This window comes from Alteraurantiacibacter palmitatis (genome assembly GCF_037154115.1).
GTDB classification, from domain to species: Bacteria; Pseudomonadota; Alphaproteobacteria; order Sphingomonadales; family Sphingomonadaceae; genus Alteraurantiacibacter; species Alteraurantiacibacter palmitatis.
Genome location: NZ_JBANRO010000001.1, coordinates 43,039 through 66,587, shown reverse-complemented (window position 1 = coordinate 66,587; position 23,549 = coordinate 43,039). Strand labels below are relative to the sequence as shown.

At 65.4% G+C, this 23,549-nt stretch carries 15 protein-coding genes; 9 read left to right on the top strand and 6 right to left on the bottom strand.

Annotation, left to right across the window (positions count from 1 at the left end):
- Window positions 1–2: 2 nt before the first annotated feature.
- Together WFP44_RS00225 and WFP44_RS00220 are read right to left on the bottom strand one after the other, a co-directional pair.
- Window positions 3–2,804, bottom strand: coding sequence for a glycoside hydrolase family 31 protein (locus WFP44_RS00225; RefSeq protein ID WP_336924325.1), 2,802 nt, complete (start codon window positions 2,802–2,804; stop codon window positions 3–5).
- Window positions 2,801–5,122, bottom strand: a complete 2,322-nt coding sequence (locus WFP44_RS00220; protein ID WP_336924324.1) for a glycoside hydrolase family 3 N-terminal domain-containing protein — start codon at window positions 5,120–5,122, stop codon at window positions 2,801–2,803. Before WFP44_RS00220 ends, WFP44_RS00225 begins: the two co-directional genes overlap by 4 nt.
- Before the next feature lie 141 nt (window positions 5,123–5,263).
- On the opposite strand from WFP44_RS00220, the gene WFP44_RS00215 reads away from it, so the two are divergent.
- Window positions 5,264–7,795, top strand: coding sequence for a glycoside hydrolase family 3 protein (locus WFP44_RS00215; protein WP_336924323.1), 2,532 nt, complete (start codon window positions 5,264–5,266; stop codon window positions 7,793–7,795).
- 59 nt (window positions 7,796–7,854) lie between these two features.
- Window positions 7,855–8,976, top strand: coding sequence for a hypothetical protein (locus WFP44_RS00210; protein WP_336924322.1), 1,122 nt, complete (start codon window positions 7,855–7,857; stop codon window positions 8,974–8,976).
- 25 nt (window positions 8,977–9,001) lie between these two features.
- Here WFP44_RS00210 and WFP44_RS00205 read toward each other — a convergent pair whose 3' ends face one another.
- Window positions 9,002–10,270, bottom strand: coding sequence for an MFS transporter (locus WFP44_RS00205; RefSeq protein WP_336924321.1), 1,269 nt, complete (start codon window positions 10,268–10,270; stop codon window positions 9,002–9,004).
- Between the two features lie 60 nt (window positions 10,271–10,330).
- Window positions 10,331–12,031, bottom strand: coding sequence for a glycoside hydrolase family 43 protein (locus WFP44_RS00200; RefSeq protein ID WP_336924320.1), 1,701 nt, complete (start codon window positions 12,029–12,031; stop codon window positions 10,331–10,333).
- Window positions 12,032–12,129: 98 nt separating this feature from the next.
- On the opposite strand from WFP44_RS00200, the gene WFP44_RS00195 reads away from it, so the two are divergent.
- From WFP44_RS00195 to WFP44_RS00165, 7 genes are read left to right on the top strand one after another with little or no spacing between them, the layout of a single operon-like run.
- On the top strand, window positions 12,130–13,254 hold the full coding sequence (locus WFP44_RS00195; protein ID WP_336924319.1) for a fumarylacetoacetate hydrolase family protein: 1,125 nt from the start codon (window positions 12,130–12,132) through the stop codon (window positions 13,252–13,254).
- 8 nt (window positions 13,255–13,262) lie between these two features.
- On the top strand, window positions 13,263–14,702 hold the full coding sequence (locus WFP44_RS00190) for an aldehyde dehydrogenase family protein (protein ID WP_336924318.1): 1,440 nt from the start codon (window positions 13,263–13,265) through the stop codon (window positions 14,700–14,702).
- Window positions 14,703–14,707: 5 nt separating this feature from the next.
- Window positions 14,708–15,493, top strand: a complete 786-nt coding sequence (xylB, locus tag WFP44_RS00185) for a D-xylose 1-dehydrogenase (protein WP_336924317.1) — start codon at window positions 14,708–14,710, stop codon at window positions 15,491–15,493.
- The gene (locus tag WFP44_RS00180) at window positions 15,484–16,380 is read left to right on the top strand and encodes an SMP-30/gluconolactonase/LRE family protein (RefSeq protein WP_336924316.1); all 897 of its coding nucleotides are present in this window, start codon (window positions 15,484–15,486) and stop codon (window positions 16,378–16,380) included. Before xylB ends, WFP44_RS00180 begins: the two co-directional genes overlap by 10 nt.
- Window positions 16,381–16,435: 55 nt before the next feature.
- Window positions 16,436–18,367 carry a sialate O-acetylesterase gene (locus tag WFP44_RS00175; protein ID WP_336924315.1) on the top strand — a complete coding sequence of 644 codons (1,932 nt, stop codon included), beginning with the start codon at window positions 16,436–16,438 and terminating at the stop codon, window positions 18,365–18,367.
- Window positions 18,364–19,695, top strand: coding sequence for a glycoside hydrolase 5 family protein (locus tag WFP44_RS00170; RefSeq protein ID WP_336924314.1), 1,332 nt, complete (start codon window positions 18,364–18,366; stop codon window positions 19,693–19,695). The genes WFP44_RS00175 and WFP44_RS00170 overlap by 4 nt, the downstream gene beginning before the upstream one ends.
- Before the next feature lie 2 nt (window positions 19,696–19,697).
- Window positions 19,698–20,546 carry an aldose 1-epimerase gene (locus tag WFP44_RS00165; protein WP_336924313.1) on the top strand — a complete coding sequence of 283 codons (849 nt, stop codon included), beginning with the start codon at window positions 19,698–19,700 and terminating at the stop codon, window positions 20,544–20,546.
- A 65-nt stretch (window positions 20,547–20,611) separates the two neighbouring features.
- Here the strand turns inward: WFP44_RS00165 and WFP44_RS00160 are convergent, their stop codons facing one another.
- On the bottom strand, window positions 20,612–22,405 hold the full coding sequence (locus WFP44_RS00160; protein WP_336924312.1) for an IlvD/Edd family dehydratase: 1,794 nt from the start codon (window positions 22,403–22,405) through the stop codon (window positions 20,612–20,614).
- On the bottom strand, window positions 22,405–23,532 hold the full coding sequence (locus tag WFP44_RS00155) for a LacI family DNA-binding transcriptional regulator (RefSeq protein WP_377923120.1): 1,128 nt from the start codon (window positions 23,530–23,532) through the stop codon (window positions 22,405–22,407). Before WFP44_RS00155 ends, WFP44_RS00160 begins: the two co-directional genes overlap by 1 nt.
- Window positions 23,533–23,549: the final 17 nt, after the last annotated feature.

Here is a 23,549-nt window from a genome sequence, read left to right as displayed (position 1 = left end):
GGTTAGGGGATCGGCTCCCCGTGATAGAGCAGACCGCCCGGTTCCTCGGCTTCGAAAACCGGGCCGCTGGAGCTGCCATCATGCACGATCACCGCGATCTCGCGCAGGTCTTCCATGCCCGGAAAACTGCCCTGCCGCGCGCCCAGCGTGAAGGTGCGCGAGGCGTCGAACCAGCGCATCGGGATGCGGCTGAACTCGCCGCGTGCATGGCCCATATCCTCGCCTTGATCCTCATACAGGCTGAAGGCGCCATCCGCCCCGGCAAAGACATGGACCACCAGCGGCCCCTGCGGGTTTTCGTTGGCGTGCTGCACCACCGGCCCCAGCGGAACGATCGCGCCCGCGCGGATGAACAGCGGTATCCGCTCGCGCGGGGCATCGACGGTGATCGTCTGCCCGCCTGCATGGCGCGCGCCCGTTTGCGCGTCATACCAGTCGGTGCCGGCTGGCAGATAGACCTGCCGCTCGCGCGCACCGAACACTGTCACCGGCGCAACCATGATCGAGGGGCCGAACAGATACTGGTCGTCAATCTCCCAGGTCCGCCGATCGGCCTCGAAATCCATCACCAGCGGGCGCAGGATAGTGCCATCGTCAAAATGCGTGCCCGCCGCCAGCGTGTAGATATAGGGCAGCAGCCGGTAACGCAGGCGGTGGTAGTAGGTGAGGCCCTCCAGCATCGCCTCGTCCTCTGATGCAATCACCGGCGTTTCGCGCAAGGGGAATTCCCCATGGCTGCGGAACAGCGGGCTGAATGCGCCAAACTGGAACCAGCGCAGATACAGCTCGCGCCATTCGGGCAGATGTTCGGGCAATTGGTAGGTGTACCGGCTTTCGACCGAGAAGCCGCCAATGTCGTGCGTCCAGTTGGGGACGCCCGCGACAGACAGATTGGTGCCCGCGCTGATCTGGTCGCGCAGGTCGTCCCACCGCGCCGCCACATCGCCCGACCACAGCGCCGCGCTGGCGCGCTGCACCCCGCCAAACCCGCTGCGGGTGAGGATGAAAGGCCGGCGGTTCGGCTGGGCTGCACGCAGGGCATCGGCCACCCCTTCGGCATGAACCAGCGGATAGGAATTGAAGATCGCCAGCCCCGGCGTGCCGGTGACGGGTGATCTCATCTGGAAGGCGCGCTCCTCCACCGACAGGTTGGAATGCCAATCAGGCTCGGTCGCGTCCATCCACCAGGCATCAAAGCCCAGCGGGGCCAGCGCCTCGATCATCTGGCGGGCATAGATCGCCCGCGCCTCGCCCGAATAGGGATCGTAGAAAGTGTTGGCATAGCCCGGCCCCACCCAGTCGCGCTGCCCGGCATCCAGCGGGCGCTGATACAGGAAGCCACCTGCGGCCAGTTCCTGCGCATTGGCGGTATTGGGGTAAAACTTTGGCCAGACCGAAATCATGATGCGCGCATTGTTCGCATGGACACTGCGCACCATGGCGGCAGGATCGGGGAAGCGCGCCGGGTCAAAGCAATGGCAGCCCCATTGATCTTCGGGCCAATAGAACCAGTCCTGCACAATCGCATCGATGGGTATGTTCAGCGCGCGATACCAACCCAGCGCCTGGGTCAACTCGTCCTGTGTCTGATACCGCTGGCGCGATTGCCAGAAGCCGTAGGACCAGCGCGGCATCATCGGCGCCTTGCCCGTCAGGCGGCGGTATCCGGCGATTCCTTCGTCCATTGTCGGCGCGGGCACGACATAATAATCGATTGCGGTTCCGGCATCGCTGGCAAAGCTGACCGAATGGCGATCGGCTGCGGGCAAGGGCTCGGCGTGTTCCAGCGCGATATAGCCGGCGTTCGGCTCCCACTCGACGCGCAAATCCACCCTCTCGCCTGCGCGCAATTCCAGTTCGAAATGGTGATACCAAGGGTTCCAGTTCTGCCGCCAACGGTTGAGCACTTCGCGCCCGTTCGCCAGCACGCGGACATAGCTGGAGGAATAGAGGCGAAACTTGTGTGTGCCCGCCCTGTCGGCGCGGAACCGCCCGCTCCAGATCACCGCCTGCGATTGCACCGCATTGCCGGCAGTGTTCTGCCCGCTGGTCGCCGCCTCGGTGCGCGACAAGGCCTCGGTCGGCCAGCGCGCCTGATCGCGTATATACTGGTAATTGATCGTGGCCTCGCGCCGCGACAGGGCGAAGCGCCGATCGAGATAGTAATCCGCCCGCCAGTCCAGTTCCAGCGGGCGATAGGGCGTGGGATCGCCCACGCGGGTGATCGAGTTGTTGTCCCACAAGATGCCGTAACCGCGCGTCGACACCATGTAGGGGATGGCGATGGCCATGTTGTGCTGCGCCAGCTCAACATCCTCGCCGTTGTAGTTCATCTGCCGGTTCTGGTGCTGGCCAAGGCCATACAGCCCCTCATCCGTGCCGCGGTTGAACTGCACGCGGGTGGCGAGCCAGCGCTGCCCTTCCACATTGACCGGCTGCATCCGGCGGGCGGGTGCGTATTCGTCAAGCAGCACCGCGCCTTGCGCATCGTATACGGTCAGCCGCCCATCCGAGAGCTGCACCATGGCGTGGCCCCGATGCGTGGTCAGGCTGGCATAGGTGCCGTCGGTATGGAAAACGGGCGCGCCATCGGCTTCTTGGGTAACCATCAGGCTGGGCGAGACCGCCGCCAGATCCTCTGCCACGGTCACGCGGATGGTGCCGTCGGCAAAGGCCAGCAGGCGCACCTTCTCGCCCGCATCGGTGGTGACGACAAGGCCATGCGGCACCTGTTCCACTTCCCCCGCCATGGCGGGAACGGCCAAGATGGCGGCCAGCGCGGCGACGGCGAGAAGCGCCCTCATTGCACAGAAACCCGCGTGGGGATTGCCGCAGGGGCAATGGTTCCGGGCGCGCTGCCCGTGATGGTGATTGACCCGCGTGTGCGGATATCGTCGGACGCTGCCCCTGCCATCAATTCGATCCTTCCTGCTTCAACCTGCCAGCCACCGCCCAGAACCCACAGCGCAAATTGCGCAGGCTCCAGCGTAAATGCCACCGTTTTCGTTTCGCCGGGCTGCAGGGCCACGCGGGCATAGCCGCGCAATTGCATGACCGGGCGCGACACGCTGGCAACGGGATCGCGCATATAGAGCTGCACCACCTCGTCGCCCGCCCGCGCGCCGGTATTGGTGACAGGCACGCGCACCGTCACCGCGCCGCCAGCCGCCGCCACCTCCGCGCTGTCCACTTCCATCGCGCCATAAGTGAAGCTGGTATAGGACAGGCCGTGGCCGAAGGCGTAAAGCGGGGTGATCTGCAGGTCCATATAGCGCACCGTGTCGCGCGTGGGGTCGGGATCGGCAGGGCGGCCGGTGGGCATCTGGTCATAGGTGAACGGCACCTGCCCCGTGGCGCGCGGGAAGGTCACCGGCAAGCGGCCCGCAGGGTTCACATCGCCCAGCAGCACACGGGTAATCGCAGGCCCGCTTTCAATGCCCAAGAGCCATGTGGCGAGCACCGCATCAGCGGCTGCATCGACTTCCGGAATGGCCAGCGGGCGCCCGCCCATCAGCACCACGACCAGCGGCTTGCCCGTCGCCTTGATCGCAGCGAGCAATTCCCTCTGCCGCCCCGGAAGTTCGAGGCTGGACCGGCTGCGCGCCTCGCCCGACCAGTCGAAATCCTCGCCCAGCGCCAGCACCACAACATCGGCAGCCCGTGCGGCGGCGACCGCAGCTTCTATGCCCGATGCGTCCTCGCTGCGGCTGTCGACGCCCGGTGTGTAGGTGACGCCGGGATGCGCAGCCTGCAAGGCGGCGCGCAAAGTCACCACATCGGCATCCAGCCCCTGCGCCTTCCAGCTGCCCAGCGCACTGCGCGCATCATCGGCCAGCGCACCGATCAACGCGATACGCCCCGCCCCCCGCACCAGCGGCAGGACATCGCCCTCGTTCTTGAGCAGCACGATCGAGCGTTCCGCCACCTCGCGCGCCGCCGCGCGGTGTTCTGCCGAAACCATTACCGCCGCCTCGCGCGCGGTGTCGTGGTAGCGGTAGGGGTCATCGAACAGGCCGAGTTGTTCCTTCACCGACAGAATGCGCAATACCGCCTCGTCCAGCAGCGGAAGCAGCGCGGGGTCCATGGCAATCGCACGCGCCAGATGATCGGCATAAACATCGGCCACCATGTCCATGTCCACGCTGGCGCGCAGAGCCAAGGCAGCGGCATCGTCGCGTGTTTCGGCAATGCCATGCGCCAGCAATTCCTCCACCGCGCGCCAATCGGACAGCATCAGCCCCTGCCAGCCCCAATCGTCGCGCAGCAGCCCGCGCAGCAGCGCCTCGTTCGCGGTGGTCGGCACGCCGCCGATAGTGTTGAACGCGGTCATGAAACTGGCCGTGCCCGTCTCTGCCGCCGCGCGGAACGGCGCAAGGTAGATTTCCTGCAACGCACGTTCGGACAATTCCGCGCCGGCGTAATCGCGCCCGCCCTCGGCCGCGCCATAGGCGCCCAGATGCTTGGTGCCCGCCATCAGCGTGTCGGCGGCGGCAAGGTCATCGCCCTGAAACCCGCGCACCTGCGCTGCGGTCATCCGCGCGGTGAGGAATGGGTCTTCGCCCGCGCCCTCGACAATGCGGCCCCAACGCGGATCGCGCGCCACATCGGCCATGGGGGCGAAAGTCCAATGCAGGCCCGCCGCGCTTGCCTCCACTGCGGCGATGCGCGCGTGGCGCTCCATGGCGGCGTCATCGAAACTGGCCGCCATCGCCAGCGGCACGGGGAAGATCGTGCGGTAGCCGTGCACCACATCCATCGAAAACAGGAGCGGAACGCCCAGGCGGCTTTCCTCCACCGCCACGCGCTGCAATTCGCGCAAGGGTTCCGCGCCCGCGACATGGAGATAGGAGCCGACCTGTCCGGCGCGCACGCGCTCCAGCTCGTCCGGGCCAAGCCGCGAATTGAGCGCGCGCTGCCGCCCGCCCATGCGCTGCACCAGCTGGCCGATTTTCTCCTCCAGCGTCATCTGTGCCAGCAGGCGATGAGGCAGGGATTGGTCCGCCACGGCCACCTGTGCCGCGCCGCCCTGTGCCGCCGCGCCAGAGGCGGCAAAGAGGCCCGCCAGCCCCAATGCCGATGCGGCCAGCGCCGCGCGCGCAAACGGGTAAAGCCTTGCTGTCATTGTTCTCTCCCCACCCCACCGGTTCAACTGCCGGCCACGCCTCGTCGTGCATTATGCCTTTGACAAGTGGCCCCGGAATTTGGATGGTAGCGCTCACATAGTCAAGATTCCCGCGCAGACGGGAAGCGAAGGGAGAACACGATGCCGCGTTTCGGGAAGGTTGCTTCGACAGGTCTGGCCACGATCATGCTGATGGCCTGCGCGAGCATGGGGACCAGCCAGGCGCAGACCGCCAGCAGCGCTCCTGCCGATTCGCCGCACACCGGCGCGCGCGGCGTGGCGAATCCGGAAATCTGGCCCGCCTATACATATCCCGTGCAGAACCCGCCCGAAGCGCAGGCGCGCGTGGCGTCCATCGTGGCGCGCATGACGCTGGAGGAAAAGATTGGCCAGTTGGTCCAGGCCGATCTGTGCTGCGTCACGCCGGACGAGGTGCGCGAATACAATCTCGGCTCGGTGCTCAATGGCGGCAATTCCGGCCCCTATGGCAACGATCTGGCCCCGGCACAGGACTGGCTGCGGCTGGCCGACGAGTTCTGGGAAGCTTCCACCGACACCAGCGATGGCGGTGTGGGCGTGCCGATCGTATGGGGCACCGATGCGGTGCACGGCCATTCCAACATCATCGGAGCGACCATTTTCCCGCACAATATCGGCCTTGGCGCGGCGCGCGATGTCGATCTGATCGAACGGATCGGCCGTGCCACCGCGATCGAGATCCGCGTGACCGGGCAGGAATGGACCTTTGCCCCCACCGTGGCCGTGCCGCAGGATTTCCGCTGGGGCCGCGCTTACGAAGGCTATTCGTCCGATCCCGCCATCGTCTCCTCCTATGTCGGCGCAATGGTGCGCGGGCTGGAAGGCGGCCCCGGCGTGCGCAATATGCTCGATGGCCCCTATGTGCTGGCCTCGACCAAGCATTTTCTGGCCGATGGCGGCACGGACAATGGCACCGATCAGGGCGACAGCTCGGTTTCCGAAGAGGAACTGCGCGACATCCACGGCGCGCCCTATGGCCCCGCGATTGCCGAAGGCGTCTCCACCGTGATGGCCAGCTTCTCCAGCTGGCAGGGCGTGAAGATGACCGGCAACCATTCGCTGCTGACCGGCGTGCTGAAGGAGCGGATGGATTTCGGCGGCTTCACCGTGTCCGACTGGAACGCGCACGGGCAGGTTGCAGGCTGCACCAATGAAAGCTGCCCGCAGGCGCTGATGGCCGGGATCGATATGTACATGGCGCCCGATACCTGGCGTCCGATCTATAACGACCTGTTGGCCCGCGCGCGCAGCGGCGAGATTCCGATGGCCCGCGTGGACGAGGCGGTGACGCGCATCCTGACGGTGAAGGAACGCCTTGGCCTGCTCGACGCGCCGCGCCCGTCCGAACGCTATCTGTCGGGCCGTTACGATCTGCTGGGCGCGCCCGAACACCGCGAACTGGCGCGCGAGGCGGTGCGCAAGTCGCTGGTTCTGCTGCGCAATGACGGCGTGTTGCCGCTGGCGCCGGGTGGCCGCCTGCTGGTGGCGGGCGACGGGGCGGACGATATTGCCCGCCAATCGGGCGGCTGGACGCTGAGCTGGCAGGGCACCGGCCTCACCAACGATCTGTTTCCCGGCGCAACCTCGATCTGGGCGGGCCTGCGCGATGCGGTGACCGCCGCAGGCGGCAGCGCGGAACTTTCGCCCGATGGCAGTTTCACCCAGCGGCCCGATGCCGCCGTGGTGGTGTTTGGTGAGGAACCCTATGCCGAATTTCAGGGCGACCGCGCGACGCTCGCGCTCGATAACGCGCTGACCGGGCCCTATGCCACGATGCGCGCGCTGCGCGAGCAGGGCATTCCGGTGGTGGCGGTAATGATTACCGGCCGCCCGCTTTATGTGAACGAGGCGCTGAACACGGCCGATGCCTTTGTCGTCGCGTGGCTGCCGGGCAGCGAGGGCGGCGGGATTGCCGATGTGCTGGTGGGCGATGCAGGGCGCGCACCGCGTTACGATTTTACCGGCACGCTGCCCGCCGCCTGGCCGATCACTGCGGACATGGATGACGGCACTCTGTTCCCGCTGGGCTACGGTCTCACCTATGCCTCCGCGCCTTCCGCGTGGACCGATCTGCCGCTGGTGCAGGTGGCTGAGGCGGGCGACAGCCGCGTGTGGTTCGATGCGGGCGTGCCTGCCGCCGCATGGTCACTCACCATTGCCGACCCGTCGCAGCCCGGCAGCCAGACCCGCATCACCACCGTGCCGGCAGAGGCGATGGAAGGGCGTGCGCGGATCAGCGCAGTCAACCACGTCGTGCAGGAAGGCGCGCGTCGCTTCGAAATCGCGGGCGGTTCGGCGGCTGTCTCGGTCAGTAATCTCAACCCGGTGGACATCACGCGCGAAACCAATGCGGATATCCTGCTGCTGTTCACGGTGAAGGTGGACACTGCGCCGCAAACACTGGGCGTGGCAATGCGCGGGGCGGATGGCACGCTGGGCGTGAACCCGGTGGCGCTGCCCGCCAATGGCCGCTTCGTGCGATACGGCCTGCCGCTCAAATGCCTGCGCGACAAGGGCATCGACATGGCAAGCGTTGCCGCGCCCTTCATCCTGTCCAGCGAAGGCCGGGCGGATCTGGCGCTGGCCGAAGTGCGGCTGGGCATGGATGCGGAGCAGGTTCTGCCCTGTTCCTGATCAGGCTTTTTCGCGCGCACGGTATGGGCCGGCGCGCATGGTGTTGGGAGAAACGCAAGATGACCCTCGCAATTCGCACGGCAGGGGTGGGCCTGGCTGCCCTTGCCCTCGCTCTGTCCCCTTCGGTGCCCACGCTGGCGCAGGATGCGGACACCGCCGCGCTGCTGGCCGAGATTGACGCCAGCCTGCCCGGCACGCTGATCAACGATCCCACCTCGCTCGAATGGCGAACGGCGGGGGCGCGGCTGCGCACGGCGGCGATCGTGGATCCCAATATTCCGGGTGGCGGGGCGGCGACGCAGTATGAAGTGCGCCGCGCCGGGGCCAATCCGTGGGACATTCAGGCCTATGCGCCGCTGACCGCCGATATCGCATCGGGCACGCAGGTGACCTACGGCTTCTGGGCGCGCACCACGGCCAGCCGCGCGGCAGATGGCAATGGCCGCGTCACCGTGCGCGTGCAGCGCGATGCCGATCCCTGGCCGGGCTTTGGCGACACCACCTTTGCGATCGGTCCCGAATGGCGCTGGTACGAAGGCACCGCCACCGCCAATATCTCGATCCCCCGGCGCGAGGCGTTTCTGGTGTTCCAGATGGGGGCCGAACAGCAGACGGTGGAAATCGGCCAGACCTTCGTGGTGGCAGGCGCGGATCGGATTCTGGGCAACAACGCCCGCCCCACGCCCACTCTGCCCCCGCAACTGGAAGGGCGCGGCACGCTGATCAGCAATCCGTTCGTGTCGGATTACAGCTTCATCGCCAATGCCGGAACCTATGTGGTGCGGCAAGAAGGGACGATCTGGCTGGGCACCGCTGCGCAGTTCACCTCGCCGGCCGTGGCCCCGCAGGCGTGGGATCTGCAGGCCGCCGTGCCGCTGACCGAAGCGATTGCCGAAGGCGACCAGCTTGAAATCGCGGTTGCCGCGCGCACCGTGTCCGCCGCGACCGATGACGGGCGCGCACGCATCGGCGTGCGGGTGCAGCAGAATGTGCCGCCCTTTGGCGGATTTGGCGACAACACCTTCAGCGTGGGGCCAAACTGGCAGCTTGTCCGCGTGCGCACCACCGCCACCGCGGCGATGGCAGCAGGCAGCGCTGTTGTCGCGCTGCATCTGGGCGGCGCGCAGCAGGTGGTCGATATTGGCCCGGTCTATGTGGTCAAACTGACGGCGGAGCAATAAACTCCGCCGCCAGGAGTCGCGCAATTCAGTGCGAGGACACCGCTTCTGCCGCACGCAGCGGCGGCGTCCGGCCCGCCTTCACCGCGAACAGCACCAGCAGCGCGTAACACGCGGCAGGCAGCAGCAGAGCGGTGATATATCCGGTTGCGCCCGACACCAGCCCCACCAGCGGCGGCAGCACCGCGCCGCCCACGATGGACGTGCACAGGAAGCCGCTCGTCGCCTGTTCGCTGGCGGTGGAGCGCTCCAGTGTCAGGGTAAAGATCACCGGGAACATGATCGAATTGAACAGGCCAATGCAAAGCGCGACATAACCCGCCGAAACGCCGCCCACCGCAACCACATATAGGCACATGAGGCACGCAATCGCGGTGAAGATCGCCAGCAGGCGCGCCGCATCGAAGCGGGCAAGCAGCAGCGAGCCAATGGCCCGGCCGACCATCGCCCCGCCCCAGTAGAAACTGACGAACTTGCCTGCATCCTGAAGCGATATGCCCCACACCCCGTCATCGTTGAGGAACAGCGCCATCTGCGTGCCGATGGCGACTTCCGCCCCGACATAGAGGAAGATCGCCGCCCCGCCGAGCAGGCACCAGCGGCTCGACACCGCATCCGCGATCATCGCTCCAATGCCCTTGGCCGGGGCCGGTTCGGGCGCGGCGGCGGCGACGGTGCGGCGCGACAGGAAGAAGAACGCCAGCAACAGCAGCAGCAGCCCGCAGATCCAGAAATAGGCCATGTCGATGCCCAGCAGCGCGTTCTCCCGCGCCTCATCGGTCACCAGCGTGCCTTCCTTGACCTCCAGCCCTTCCAGAAACAGCACCGCGCCCACATAGGGGCCGATGAATGTGCCGAAACTGTTGAAGGTCTGCGCCAGCGTGAGGCGGAAATGGCTCTTTTCCGGTGCGCCAAGGGCGGCCGCCAGCGGATTGGCCGCCACCTGCAACACGGTGATGCCGCTGGCGAGCACGAACAGGCCCAGCAGCACCAGCGAATATTGCGCGATATTGGCCGCCCCCAGCATGATGAGGCAGGCCGCAACCATGATCGCCAGCGCCAGCAATATCGCCGGAACTGCCCGGATGCGCGCGATCAGCACCGCGGCGGGAAAGGATATCAGCGCATAGGCGATGAAGAAGGCGGAGGCCGACAGCTGCGCCTCCATGTCGGTGAGGGTGAAAATCCCTTTTACCGCCGCGACCAGCGGATCGATCAGCGATGTGATCAACCCCCAGGCAAAGAACAGCGTGGTGACGGCAATGAACGCCGCCCGCACGGTAGCCTTGTTTTGCATTGTGGTATCTCCGCGGGAAGGGGCGCGCCATACTCCCGTCAGGAGCGCCCCTTTCGCACATTACTCCCCGGCTACTGCATAGGGGCCGATCACCACTCCCGTAAAGAGGCCTGCGTGAATGGAGGACAGCGGCTCCACATTCAGCGTGTTGCCCAAGTTCTGCCAAGTGCGCGAACCTGCGGCGCGGAAGGCCAGATTGGCCTGCCCGCCATCGAGATTCAGGCGCAGGTCAACCGCGCCATTGCCCGGCAGCGGCGCGCGCGCGACCACTTCGCCGCGTTCGCCATGCTGCGGATCATGGCGCAACCGCGCCACCATCTCGCGGCCCTGCCCCGTGCCTTCGACGCCAAAGGCCAGGAAATGCCCTTCGTCCATGAAGGCGAGCAGGCCCGCGAAATCGCCCTGCGCGCCCGGCGCAAAGCTGACGCGCGTGGTCACTTCGGCTTCATGGTGGCGCAGGCGGCGCCCGGTAAAGGACGGACGGCCCAGGCTGCCCGCCGCATCCGGCCCGGCGGTCACCCACAATTGCCCGGCGGACGAATCGACGCCCCATTGCTGCATGGCCACCGGGGTGCGCAAGGCGATCCATTCGCCGGACAGCGCGCCGTTGAAATCGTCGCGATACCGGCTCCAGTCGGTGCCGTTGAAACGCGGCAGGTTGGGCCGCTTCACCACGGCGGGCACATATTCGCCCGGATCAAGGAAGCGCGGCCAGCCATCTTCCCACTTCATCGGCAGCAGGAAGGTCTCGCGGCCCATCAGGGTCGATTGCCCGGCAAAGGGACGGGTGGCGAGGAACACGCCCCACCAGGTGCCGTCATCCAGTTCCACCGCATCGGCATGGCCGGTGGCTTCCACCCGGTCGGGGCGATTGGGGTCCATGTTGCGCTGGGTCAGGATCGGGTTGATCGGGCCCGGCGTATAGGGGCCGGTCAGTTCACGCGAACGGTAGATCGTCTGCGAATGCTGGTCGGCCGTGCCGCCCTCTGCTGTCAGCAGGTAATACCAGTCGCCCACCTTGTAGATATGCGGTCCTTCGGCCCAGATCGGGTTTTCCGCCGGGTTCACCCCGCCATCGACCAGCAGCGTGCGCTCCTCGGCCATGGTCATGGTTTCGGGGAAGAACTGCTGGATCCAGATCGCACGGTGGCCTTCGTAACGCGGCTCCACCGCCGGCGCATCGTTATAGGTGATCCAGGTGGTGCCGTCCTCGTCGAAATAGAGCGAAGGGTCGATCCCGCCGAAAGGCAGCCATACCGGATCGCTCCACGGGCCTTCGGGTCGGTCGGCGGTGATCACGAAGTTGTTGTCGCATTCGATGCAGGTGTTCACGATCCAGAACTTGCCATGGCCATAGGTGATGGCTGGCGCGAACAGCGCGCGATTCGTGCCCAGCCCGCTGAAATCGACCATGCCGGGGCGGTCGATCGCGTGGCCGATCAGGTTCCAGTTCACCAGATCGCGGCTGTGATAGATCGGCAGGCCGGGATACCAGCTGAAGGTGGAATTGGTGAGATAGAAATCATCTCCCACCCGCACGATGGACGGGTCAGGCTGGAAACCGGGCAGCACCGGATTGCGGAACGAATCAGCCGGCGTGGCCGGCGCCTCGCCCGTGGCGCGGTATTCGAGAAAATCGAACTGGGCGGTCGGCCCGACCCGTGCCGCGATCCGCTCAGCTCCGGCGGGCTGCGCGATCGCCGGGGAAGCCAGAACCCATGCCAGCGCCGCAATCGATAAACCTGTCAGCCTTTTACGCATTCAACTTCTCCCTTTGGCGCAAACCTTGGGTGTTTGCCCTTGCCGGAACCTTTTAGGCATCTTATGGTAGCGCTATCAAGGGGGAGGAATTCACGGCAATGGTAGCCGAAGTGACCCAGTATTTGCCCGCTGACTATGCGGCAGGACATTTCATTGGCCGCGCGCAGGGGCCTGATGGCCCGCGTGTTCTAGCGATTCGCGGCGGCCGTCTTTTCGATCTGACTGAAACCGTGGCGACATCCGCTGGTGCGGTGGCGCGCCGCATATTCGATGGCGGCCAGGATATCGGCGCCGTGGCAGATGGCCTGCCCGAAGGCTGGAGCCTGCTTTCCCCCATTGATCTGCAGGCGGTAAAGGCCGCCGGCGTGACCTTTGCCCTTTCCGCTATCGAGCGCGTGATCGAGGAACGGGCGCGCGGCGACGCGAACGCCGCCGAAGCGATTCGCGCCACGCTGGAAGACAAGGTCGGCGCGGGCATCCGCTCGGTCGTCCCCGGCAGCGCCGAGGCCGCCGAACTCAAGGCCGCGCTGATTGCAGAAGGGATGTGGTCGCAATATCTCGAAGTGGCGATTGGCCCCGATGCGGAGATTTTCTCCAAGTCCCCCACGCTCTCCACCGTGGGCACCGGCGCGCTGATCGGCGTGCGCAGCGATTCGAGCTGGAACAATCCCGAACCCGAAGTGGTGCTGGTGTGCGATGCGCATGGCGAAATCGTGGGCGCGACGCTGGGCAATGACGTGAACCTGCGCGATTTCGAAGGACGCAGCGCGCTGCTCCTTTCCAAGGCGAAGGACAACAATGCCAGCTGCGCCATCGGCCCCTTCATCCGCCTGTTCGACGATGGCTTCACACTGGACGATGTCCGCACCGCCAAGGTGGAATTGCAGATCGACGGGCCCGAAGGCTACCGGCTGGAAGGCACCAACGACATGGGGCAGATCAGCCGCGATCCCACCGAGCTTGTCGCGCAGTGCCTGTCCGAGCATCATTATCCAGATGGTTTCGTGCTGTTCTGCGGCACGCTGTTCGCGCCCACGCAGGATCGCGACACGCCGGGCGCCGGCTTTACACACAAAGTGGGTGATACCGTTACCATCAGCTCGCCGCGTATCGGCACGCTGCAAAACACCGTCACGACATCGCGCGATGCACCGGCCTGGACCATGGGCATCAGCGAATTCGTGCGCAACCTGGCCGCGCGCGGCCTGATCGACCGCATCTGAGGAGTTTCATGACCAACCGTATCCTTTCCCACTATATCGGTGGCGAGTTCACCGGCGCGAGCGACGCGCTGGAGAGCATCAACCCGTCCGATACCAGCGACATCGTCGCCCGTTTCCCTGATGGGACGGCGGCTGATGTTGACGCTGCTGTTGCCGCGGCAAAGGCGGCGCAGCCGGCCTGGGCCAATGCCTCGCCCGAAGTGCGTTCCGATCTGCTGGAAAAGGTTGCCTCGGCCCTCTTCGCCCGTGCGGCGGAACTGGGCGAATTGCTGGCGCGCGAAGAAGGCAAGCTGCGGGCCGAAGGTATGGGCGAAGTGCTGCGCGCCGCGCGCATCTTCCGCTATTTCTCTGGCGAAGCGCTGCGCCGCCATGGCCTGACGCTGGAATCGACGCGGCCCGGCCTTGATGTCGCCACCCATCGCGAGGCGCTGGGCGTTGTTGGCCTGATCACGCCGTGGAACTTCCCCATCGCCATCCCCGCATGGAAGGCTGCGCCCGCGATGGCGTTCGGCAATTCGGTGGTGCTGAAGCCCGCCAATGTTACCCCGACCATGGCCTATGCCCTGGCGGAAATCATTCATGAGGCAGGCATCCCGGCGGGCGTGTTCAACCTGGTGCTCGGCCGCGGCGATGTGGGCCGCGCGATCGTGGATCACGAAGATGTGGCCGCGATCAGCTTCACCGGCAGCCAGCAGGTTGGCGGCGCGGTGGGTCTGGCGGCAATGAAGCGCGGCGCGAAGGTGCAGATGGAAATGGGCGGCAAGAACCCGCTCGTCATCCTCAACGATGCCGATCTCGACAAGGCGGTGGCGATTGCCGCGGATGGCGGTTTCTTCCAGACCGGCCAGCGCTGCACCGCATCCAGCCGCGTGATCGTGGAAGACGGCATCCACGATGCCTTCGTCGCCGCTTTGGCCGAAAAGGCGAAGAGCCTGAAGGTCGGCCCGGCGCTTGATCCCTCCACGCAGGTCGGCCCTGCCGCCAGCGAGCAGCAGCTTGAGCAGAACTTCCGCTATGTCGCGATTGCCTGCGACGAAGGCGGGCGTCTGGCCGGCGGCGGCGAGGCGGTGAAGGCCGAAACCAGCGGCTATTTCATGCAGCCCACCGTAATCGCGGATACCAATCCCGATATGCGCATCAACAATGAAGAGGTTTTCGGCCCCGTCGTCTCCACCATCCGCGTGAAGAATTATGACGAGGCGCTGGAACAGGCCAATCGCGGCAATTTTGGCCTTTCGTCGGGCATCGTCACCAGCAGCCTTGCGCGCGCGCGGCATTTCCGCCGCAATGTGAAGGCGGGCATGGTGATGATCAATCTTCCCACTGCCGGCGTCGATTACCACGTGCCCTTCGGCGGCACGCGCGGGTCGAGCTATGGCGCGCGCGAGCAGGGCTTTGCCGCAGTGGAATTCTACACGACCGTGAAGACGGTCTACACAGGAGACTGAGCCAGATGGCTGAGGGGATGTTGCGGCCAGTGGCGCAGGGGGCGATTTACCCCAGCCTGGCCGGTAAGAAAGTACTGGTAAGCGGCGGCGGTTCGGGCATCGGCGAAGGCATTGTGGAAGCCTTTGCCCGTCAGGGTGCGGCGGTGGCCTTTGTCGATATTCAGGAAGAGCCGAGCGCTGCTTTGGTGGGCCGTCTTGCCGATGCCTCGATCCCGCCGATCTTTGTCGCCTGCGACATTACCGATTGCGCCGATTACGGCGCGAAGATCGGCCATCTGATCGAGCGGCTGGGCGGGTGCGATGTGTTGATCAACAATGCCGCCAGCGACGACCGGCACAGTTTCGACGATGTGACGCCCGAATATTGGGACGAGCGCATGGCGGTAAACCTGAAGCACCAGTTTTTTGCCGCGAAGGCCGCCGTTCCGGCGCTGCGCGCGGCAGGTGGCGGCTCGATCGTCAATCTGGGGTCGATCAGCTGGCATCTGGGGCTGAAGGATCTGGTGATCTATCAGACCGCAAAGGCCGCTATCGAAGGGCTGACACGCAGCCTGGCGCGCGAACTGGGCCGCGACAATATCCGCGTCAACGCGATCATCCCCGGCAATGTGCAGACCCCGCGCCAGATGAAGTGGTACACGCCCGAAGGCGAGGCCGAGATCGTGGCCGCGCAATGCCTCGACGGGCGCATCCAGCCCGCTGACATCGCCGCCATGGCGCTGTTCCTTGCCAGCGACGATGCGCGCTTCTGCACCGCGCACAACTATTGGGTGGATGCCGGATGGCGGTAAACCTGACCTCTTCGGCGCGGCCTCGCCAGCTGATCGATGTCGGCAGCAAGCTGGGCGAAGGCGCGTTCTGGGATGCCGAACGCGCAATCGTCTGGTTTGTCGATATCAAGCAGCACCGGTTGTGGCATTACGACCCGGCAACCGGCAGCAATGCCATGGCCGAAGCGCCGGAGCAGATCGGCTGGGCGCTTCCTGCCGATGATGGCCTGCTGCTGTGCGGGCTGAAGGACGGGCTTTATACCTTCGATCCCGCGCATCAGCGTTTTGAGAAGCTGATGGAGGTGCCGGGCGAACCGGCGCACAACCGCCTCAACGATGCCTGCACCGATCCGTGGGGCCGCGTGTGGTTCGGTTCGATGGACGACAGCGAAAATCAGGCCTCGGGCCGTTTCTATGTGTTCGACCGCGGCGATATCCGCCCCGCTGGCCCATCGGGCATTTCGATCACCAACGGCCCAGCTGTCAGTGCGGCGGGCGACCGCATCTATTTCACCGATACAACGGGGCAGAAGATCATGGTCGCCCCACTTTCCGCATCGGGTGTGGGAGAGGCTCGCCTCTTCGCCGATACCGGTGCGCTTTATCCCAATGCCTTTCCCGATGGTCCGGTAGTAGATGCCGAAGACCATGTCTGGACCGGACTCTACCTCGGCAGCCGCGTCGCCCGATTCTCTCCCGACGGTGATGTGGTGGCCGAGGTGGAGTTCGAAGCGAGGGATATAACCAAGATGTGTCTGGGCGGCGCGGATTTCCGCACCGCCTTCGTCACCACAGCGACCAAGAATCTGGAGGAAGGGGAATTTGCGCAATTCCCCCATGCAGGCAGCCTGCTGGCGTTTGATTCCCCCGTCGCCGGGTTCGCGCAGGCACGGGTCAAGCTGGGATAGATTGCTTTTGCGTCGCCGGGCAAAGTTCCGGGACATTTGGGAGACTGGATCAATAATGGCCGCAATCGCCAAGTCGACTACCGTTGCAGCTGCGGCGGGCGCCCTGCTCGCCGCCAGCGCGTCTCCTCTGGCGGTGCAGGCCGCGCCGCAACCCGGCGCTGCCTATGGCGATCACATGGTTCTGCAACGCGGTCAGCCGATCGTCATCGACGGCCGTTCATCCCCCGGCGCGGAAGTTACCGGCACGCTGGGCACGGAACGCAGCATTACCCGCGCCGATGCCGAAGGGCGCTTTCGCCTGACCTTCGCCGCGCGCGAGGCTTCCACCGATCCACTCACCCTGCGGCTGGCCGATGCCAGCGGCGAGACGGTGGTGAGCGATGTGCTGATCGGCGATGTCTGGCTGTGTTCGGGCCAGTCCAACATGGAATTGCCCGTGGCGCGCGCGCTCAACACGGGAAGCGAGCTGCGCCGCGCGGCCGATCCACAGATGCGCCTGCTGAAAGTGCCGCAATTCACCGCCGCGACCGAGCAGGATGCTTTCGGCGCGCCGGTTGCATGGCAAGCGGCAACTGCCGAAACGGTGGAACAGTTTTCCGCCGCCTGCTTCTTCATGGGCAAGCAATTGCGCGCCGATCTTGGCGTGCCGGTGGGCCTTGTCCATTCCAACTGGGGCGGTTCGGCGTCGAGCGCCTGGATGAGTCCTGAGGCGGTCCGGGAACTCTATGGCGCCGAAGCTGCAGAGCTGTTGCAGCTTTACCAGCGCGATCCGCTCGCCGCAGCGCAGGCGTTCGTGCCGCAATGGTATGCCTGGTGGCGCGCAGGCGATAACGGGAACGAACCGTGGACCGATCCGGACAGCCTGACCTGGCAGCCGATCCCGCAATTCTCCTTCTGGAACAGCTGGACGGGCACCGGGCTCGACACCCAGCCCGCGGCCAATGTGTGGCTGCGTCAGACTTTCACGCTGACAGCGGAACAGGTGGCGGCAGGCGATGCCATGCTGGCGATTGGCGCGATTGACGATCTTGATCTGACCTGGGTCAACGGCCTTCCGGTGGGCTACACATTCGGCTGGGGGGTGGAACGCAATTACCGCGTGCCGCGCGAATATCTGCGCGAGGGGGAAAACACCGTCCTGATCGCTGCCAGCAACAACTGGGACACGGGCGGCTTTTTCGGAGGGCCCGAACGGCTGCAAGTGACCCCGGCAGGGGGCGAGCCGATCCCGCTTGGCGCGGATTGGGACTATTCGGTCGGCGCAATCAGCGAGATGCCGCCGCGGGCGCCGTGGGATGCAATTGCCGGATTTGGCGTGATGCATAATGCGATGATCGCGCCACTTGGCGGGATGCGGCTGGCAGGCGTGGCCTGGTATCAGGGCGAGAGCGATGTGGGACAGGCTGGCTATGATACGCGCCTCACCCACCTTTTCGCCGGATGGCGGGCGCAATTTGGCGATCAGGCGCGGATGCTGGTGGTGCAACTGGCCGATTACGGCCGCCGGGTGAGCGCGCCGGTCGCATCGGGCTGGGCCACCTTGCGCGAGGAACAGCGGCAGGGCGTGCTGGCCGATGGCAATGCCGCGCTGGTAACGGCCATCGACATTGGCGAACCCAGCGACATTCACCCTGCCAACAAGAACGTGCTGGGCCTGCGCCTCGCCATGGCGGCGCAGGGCGTCGCGCTGCCGCAGCCGGTCAGCGCTACGCGCGAAGGCGATACGATCACCATCACCTTCAGCGGCGTCGAAGGCGGCTTGACCGCTTATGGCGGCCCCTATGCGCTGGGGGTGGAATTGTGCGGAGATGCGCAGGAAAGCTGCCGCTTTGTGCTGCCCGCGCTGTGGGGTGACAAGATGCTGATCGCAGCGGACTGGCAGCCTGCCACCCGCGTGCGCTATGCCTGGTCCGATGCGCCGGTGGTCAATCTGTATGACGGGCGCGATCTGCCCGTGCCCGGTTTCGAGCTGGAGATCGCGCAGTGAAGATCGACCGCCGCACCCTGATGGCAGGCAGCGCGGCGGGGCTGGCCTCGCTGTGGCTGGGCGGATGCAGCGCCGGTGCTGCCGATGGCCCTGCACCCGGATTTATCCGCCGCCAGGGCCAGCAATTGGTGCGCGGCGGTGCACCCTACCGCGTGGCTGGCGCGAATATGTGGTATGCGGCATGGCTCGGCGCGGATGCCCCCTATGGCAACCGCCCGCGCCTTCTGCGTGAACTCGATCGGCTGGCAGCCCTTGGCCTCAACAATCTGCGCATCATGGCCGCGGCCGAGGAAGGCCCGCTGAAGAATTCGATCAAGCCGGGCATGACCCGCGCCGATGGCAGCGTGAACACGGCGCTGATCGAAGGGCTGGATTTCGCCTTGGCCGAGATTGGCAAGCGCGGGATGACCGCGGTGCTGGTTCTGTCCAATTTCTGGGAGTGGTCGGGCGGGCTGCAAACCCTGCTGGCGCGCGTAACGGGCAGCCACATGGACATGGGCGATCCGGCGCATCCCTGGCCCGCCTTTGCCGATGCAACCGCGCGGTTCTATGCCAATCCGGCCGCAGTGGAGCTGTACCACGCGCATCTCTCCAGCCTGGTGTCACGCACCAACAGCATCACCGGCCTGCCCTATGCCGAAGACCCGGCGATCATGAGCTGGCAATTGGCGAATGAACCACGCCCCGGCGGCAGCGATGCGGCAATTGCCGCCAACCGCGACGCCTATCTGCGCTGGATATCCGAAAGCGCCGCGCTCATTCGTGCGCGCGACGCCAATCACATGGTCAGCCTTGGGCAGGAAGGCACGCAGGCGACCAATGGCGATGCCGGGCTGGTGGCCGAGGCGCATGGCGAGGTCGATTACCTCACCGCGCATATCTGGCCGCTCAACTGGGGCTGGGTGAAAGGCGATGACCTTGCGGGCACCTGGCCCGAGGGGCGCGTGAAAGTGGTGGATTACCTGACCACGCACAGCGATATCGCCCGCACGCTGGACAAGCCGCTGCTGATCGAGGAATTCGGCTTCCCCCGCGATGGCGAAGCGCGCGATCCCGCCGCCAGCACTGATTTCCGGCAGCTCTACTACCAGACCATCTATGACGCGGTGGAGGAAAGCTGGGCGAATGGCGGCCCCATTCAAGGCAGCAATTTCTGGGCCTGGAACGGGGAAGCGCGCGCCGCGCATCCCGACTACGCTTTCCGCGACGGTGATCTGGCCTATATGGGCGATCCGCCGCACGAGCCGCAGGGCTGGTATGGCCTGTTCGATACCGATACCGCGATGTTGCAGGCCGTCCGCACCCATGCGGCCAAGGCGAAGGGCTGAGTGTGACTGCTGATCTGGTGAAACTTGCCGCAGGTGGATGGGAAGCGGGTGTGCTCCCGCAGGCGGGGGGCGCGATTGCCTTCCTGCGCCGCGATAGCGTGGATGTGCTGCGCCCCCTGCCCGAAGGATCTGCCAATCCGCTGGAAAGCGGATGTTTTCCGCTGGTGCCCTTTGCCAACCGGATTGCGGGCGCGCGCTTTGTGCATGATGGGCAGCAGGTGCAATTGCCGCGCAATTTCCCGCCCGAGGAATGCGCGCTGCACGGCATCGGCTGGGAGCAGCCGTGGCAGGTGACCGCGCAGGCGGCGTTCAAGGCCACGCTGGAACACCGCCATGATGGCGCGGGCGGCTGGCCCTTTGCCTATCACGCGCGCCAGCGCATCCGCCTGGGGCCGCGCGGGATGGCCGTCTCGCTCGATCTCACCAATCTGTCGGGCCGGATGATGCCGTGCGGTCTTGGCCTGCATCCCTATCTTCGCCGCCGCCCGGAGAGCGTGGTGCGCTTTGGCGCAAGCGGGGTGGTGCGCGTGGGCGACGATCTGATCCCTACAGGGCAAATTGGGGCGGCAGACAGCTTTGCCGATTTTGCGCAAGGGTCGCGCCTGCCCGATAGCCTGATCGACCATTGCTTTACCGGCTGGGATGGCATCGCCACGGTGTCCGATGATCTGGGGGCCATCACCCTGACCGCACGCGGCGCGCCCTGCCTTCACCTATTCAACGGCGGCGGGCAATTGTGCCTTGAGCCGGTGAGCCATGTGCCGGACGCGCTGAACCAGAATCCGGCCGCGATGACCCATCTGCCGCCAGGGTGCAGCACGATGCTGGAAATGACGATCAGCGCAGACTGAGGCAAAGCAAAAGGGCGGGATTCGATTCCCGCCCTTTGATTTTATATTCAGATCTTTACCGCACATCAGTGATTGTGGCGCGGCAAGCCCTTCTGCGCGGTACCGCGGTATTTCAGCGCGAATTCCATTACCCCGCCTTCGCCCAGCTGGCCGGTCTTTTCGCGGTAGAGTTCTTCCCACGGCGTGTTCGACGGCAGGATCGGCGGCGCGGGTTCCTCGGCCAGACGGCGGGCGATCTCGGCCTCGTCAACCAGCGCGTTGCAGGTGCCTTCGTTCAGATCGACGCGGATGATATCGCCGTCACGCAGCCAGGCCAGCCCGCCGCCCACCGCGCTTTCGGGCGAGACATTGAGGATGGAGGGACTGTCCGACGTGCCCGATTGCCGCCCGTCGCCAAGCGTGGGCAGCCACGACACGCCGCGCCGGATCATCGCATCTGGCGGCTGCATATTCACCACCTCGGCGCTGCCCGGCCAGCCGATCACGCCCGATCCGCGAATGACCAGAATGCAATCCTCGTCAATGTTGAGCGCGGGGTCGTTGATGCGGTGGTGGTAATCGTCCGAACCGTCAAACACCACCGCGCGCGCTTCGAAAATGCCTTCCGCGCCGGGACGCGAAAGATAACGTTCCCGAAACTCGGCCGAGATGACCGAGGTTTTCAGCACGCCGAAATCGAACAGATTCCCCTTCAGAACCATGAAGCCCGCCTTTTCCATCAGCGGATCGGCAAAGGGGCGGATCATCTCGCGGTCGGTGCTTTCGCGCCCGACCAGGTTTTCCGCGATAGGCCGGCCGGTGCAAGTCAGGCAATCGGCGTGGAGCTTTCCGGCCTGAAGCAATTCCCACATGATCGCAGGCACGCCGCCTGCCCGGTGGAACCGTTCGCCCAGATATTTGCCCGCTGGCTGCATATTGAGCAGGAGAGGCAGATCATAACCGTGATCCTGCCACACGCTGGTGGGCAGATCGACGCCGGCATGGGCGGCCATCGCCTGAATATGCGGCTGCGCATTGCTCGACCCGCCGCACGCGCTGACCACGGCCACCGCATTTTCGAAGGCTTCACGCGTCAGGATCTTGGACGGACGCAGATCTTCCAGCACCATTTCCACGATCCGCACGCCAGTGCGATAGGCCATCTGCCCGCGTTCACGGTAAGGCGCGGGGATTGCCGCGCAGCCGGTAAGCGAGAGGCCAAGCGCCTCGGCCACCGCATTCATCGTGCTGGCCGTGCCCATCGAATTGCAATGCCCCGCGCTCGGCGCGCTGGAAGTGGCACGATCTAGGAATTCCTCCTCGTCAATCTCGCCCGCGGCCAACTTGCGGCGGCTGCGCCAGATCACCGTGCCGCTGCCCACCAGTTCGCCTTCATGCCAGCCATCCAGCATCGGCCCGCCCGACAGGACGATGGCGGGAATATCCACGGTGGATGCCGCCATGATCTGGCTGGGTGTGGTCTTGTCGCAGCCGGTGGTCAGCACCACGCCGTCGAGCGGATAGCCGTTGAGCAGTTCCACCAGCCCCAGATAGAGCAGGTTGCGATCAAGTGCGGCGGTAGGGCGGCGGCAGTTCTCGAAGATCGGGTGCACCGGAAATTCGATGGGGATGCCGCCGGCATCGCGGATGCCATCGCGCGTGCGCTTGGCCAGATCGACATGGATGCGGTTGCAGGGGGACAGGTCGCTGCCGCTTTGGGCAATGCCGATGATCGGTTTGCCGCTGCGCAGTTCTTCGGGCGTGACGCCGTAATTCATGAACCGCTCCAGATAGAGCGCAGTCATGTCCATGCGGGCGGGATTGTCAAACCAGTCGCGGCTGCGCAAACGGCGCGCCGCATTCACATTGTCAGCAGGCATTAGTTGGATTTCCCTCGCGTGGGGCTTTGACCTCGTGTGCGGCTCTGGGCGAGCGAGGGCGCGGCATCGGATTCGCGCCGGATCAGCACATAGGGCAGGGTTTCCTGCTCGGGGCGCACCTTCTCCCCGTGCAGTTTGGCCCGGATCATCCGGGTAATCGCACCCACAGCCCAAGCGGTCATCTCGCGGATGGGCTGGCGGATCGTGGTGAGTTCGGGCCAGATCGAGCTGGCCATGTCGGTATCGTCGAACCCGCAGACGGTAATATCGTTGGGCACATCCAGATGGCGCCGATGCGCCACGGCAACGGTGGCAGCAGCCATGTCGTCGTTGGAGGCGAAAATGGCGGTGGGTCGCGGCTCAACCGAAAGCAGCTTCTCCGCCCCGTCCATGCCCGAACGGTAGGTAAAGCGCCCCTGCACGATCAGCCGCTCATCGACCTCAATCTTGGAATCGCGCAAGGCGGCCAGATAGCCGTTGAGACGGCGGTCGGCCGCCACCTGTTCCGGGTTGCCGATGATGAAGCCGATCCGCCGATGGCCGAGGCCGATGATGTGCATCGTCATGTCATAGGCGGCCTGGAAATCGTCGATCAGCACCGCGCCCTGCGATCCGGCTGCGCGGCCCGGCCCCACTGCCACGGCAATCGCATCCAGCTCTGCCACAAGGTTGAGCACATCCTGATCGTCGCACAGGGGCGGCGGCAGGATGAAGCCACGGATCCCGCCTTCGGCGAGGTTGCGCACCAATTGCTTGGCGGAGGACACATCCTCGCACGATTGCACCACCAGCTGCACATCGCGGCGGCTGGCTTCTTCCAGCGCGCCCATCAGGAATTCGCTGAGATAGGATGCGGAAGGGTTATCGAACAGCAGGGCGATCCGCACCTGTTCCCCGCCCGCCAGGCTGCGTGCGGCGCGGTTGGGCGAATAATTCAGCTTGGCAATCGCGGCCATCACCTGATTGCGGGTGGCATCGCGCACATTGCCTTCGGAATTGATGACACGGCTGACCGTCATGGGGGAGCAATTCGCCTCCCGCGCGACGTCAGCAATGGTGGGCGCGCCAAGATGGCGGCGTGCGCCGCGCGTCCTGCGTTTGGAACCCGTCTGCCCCTCTTGTGTCATCACTATCGCCATAGACC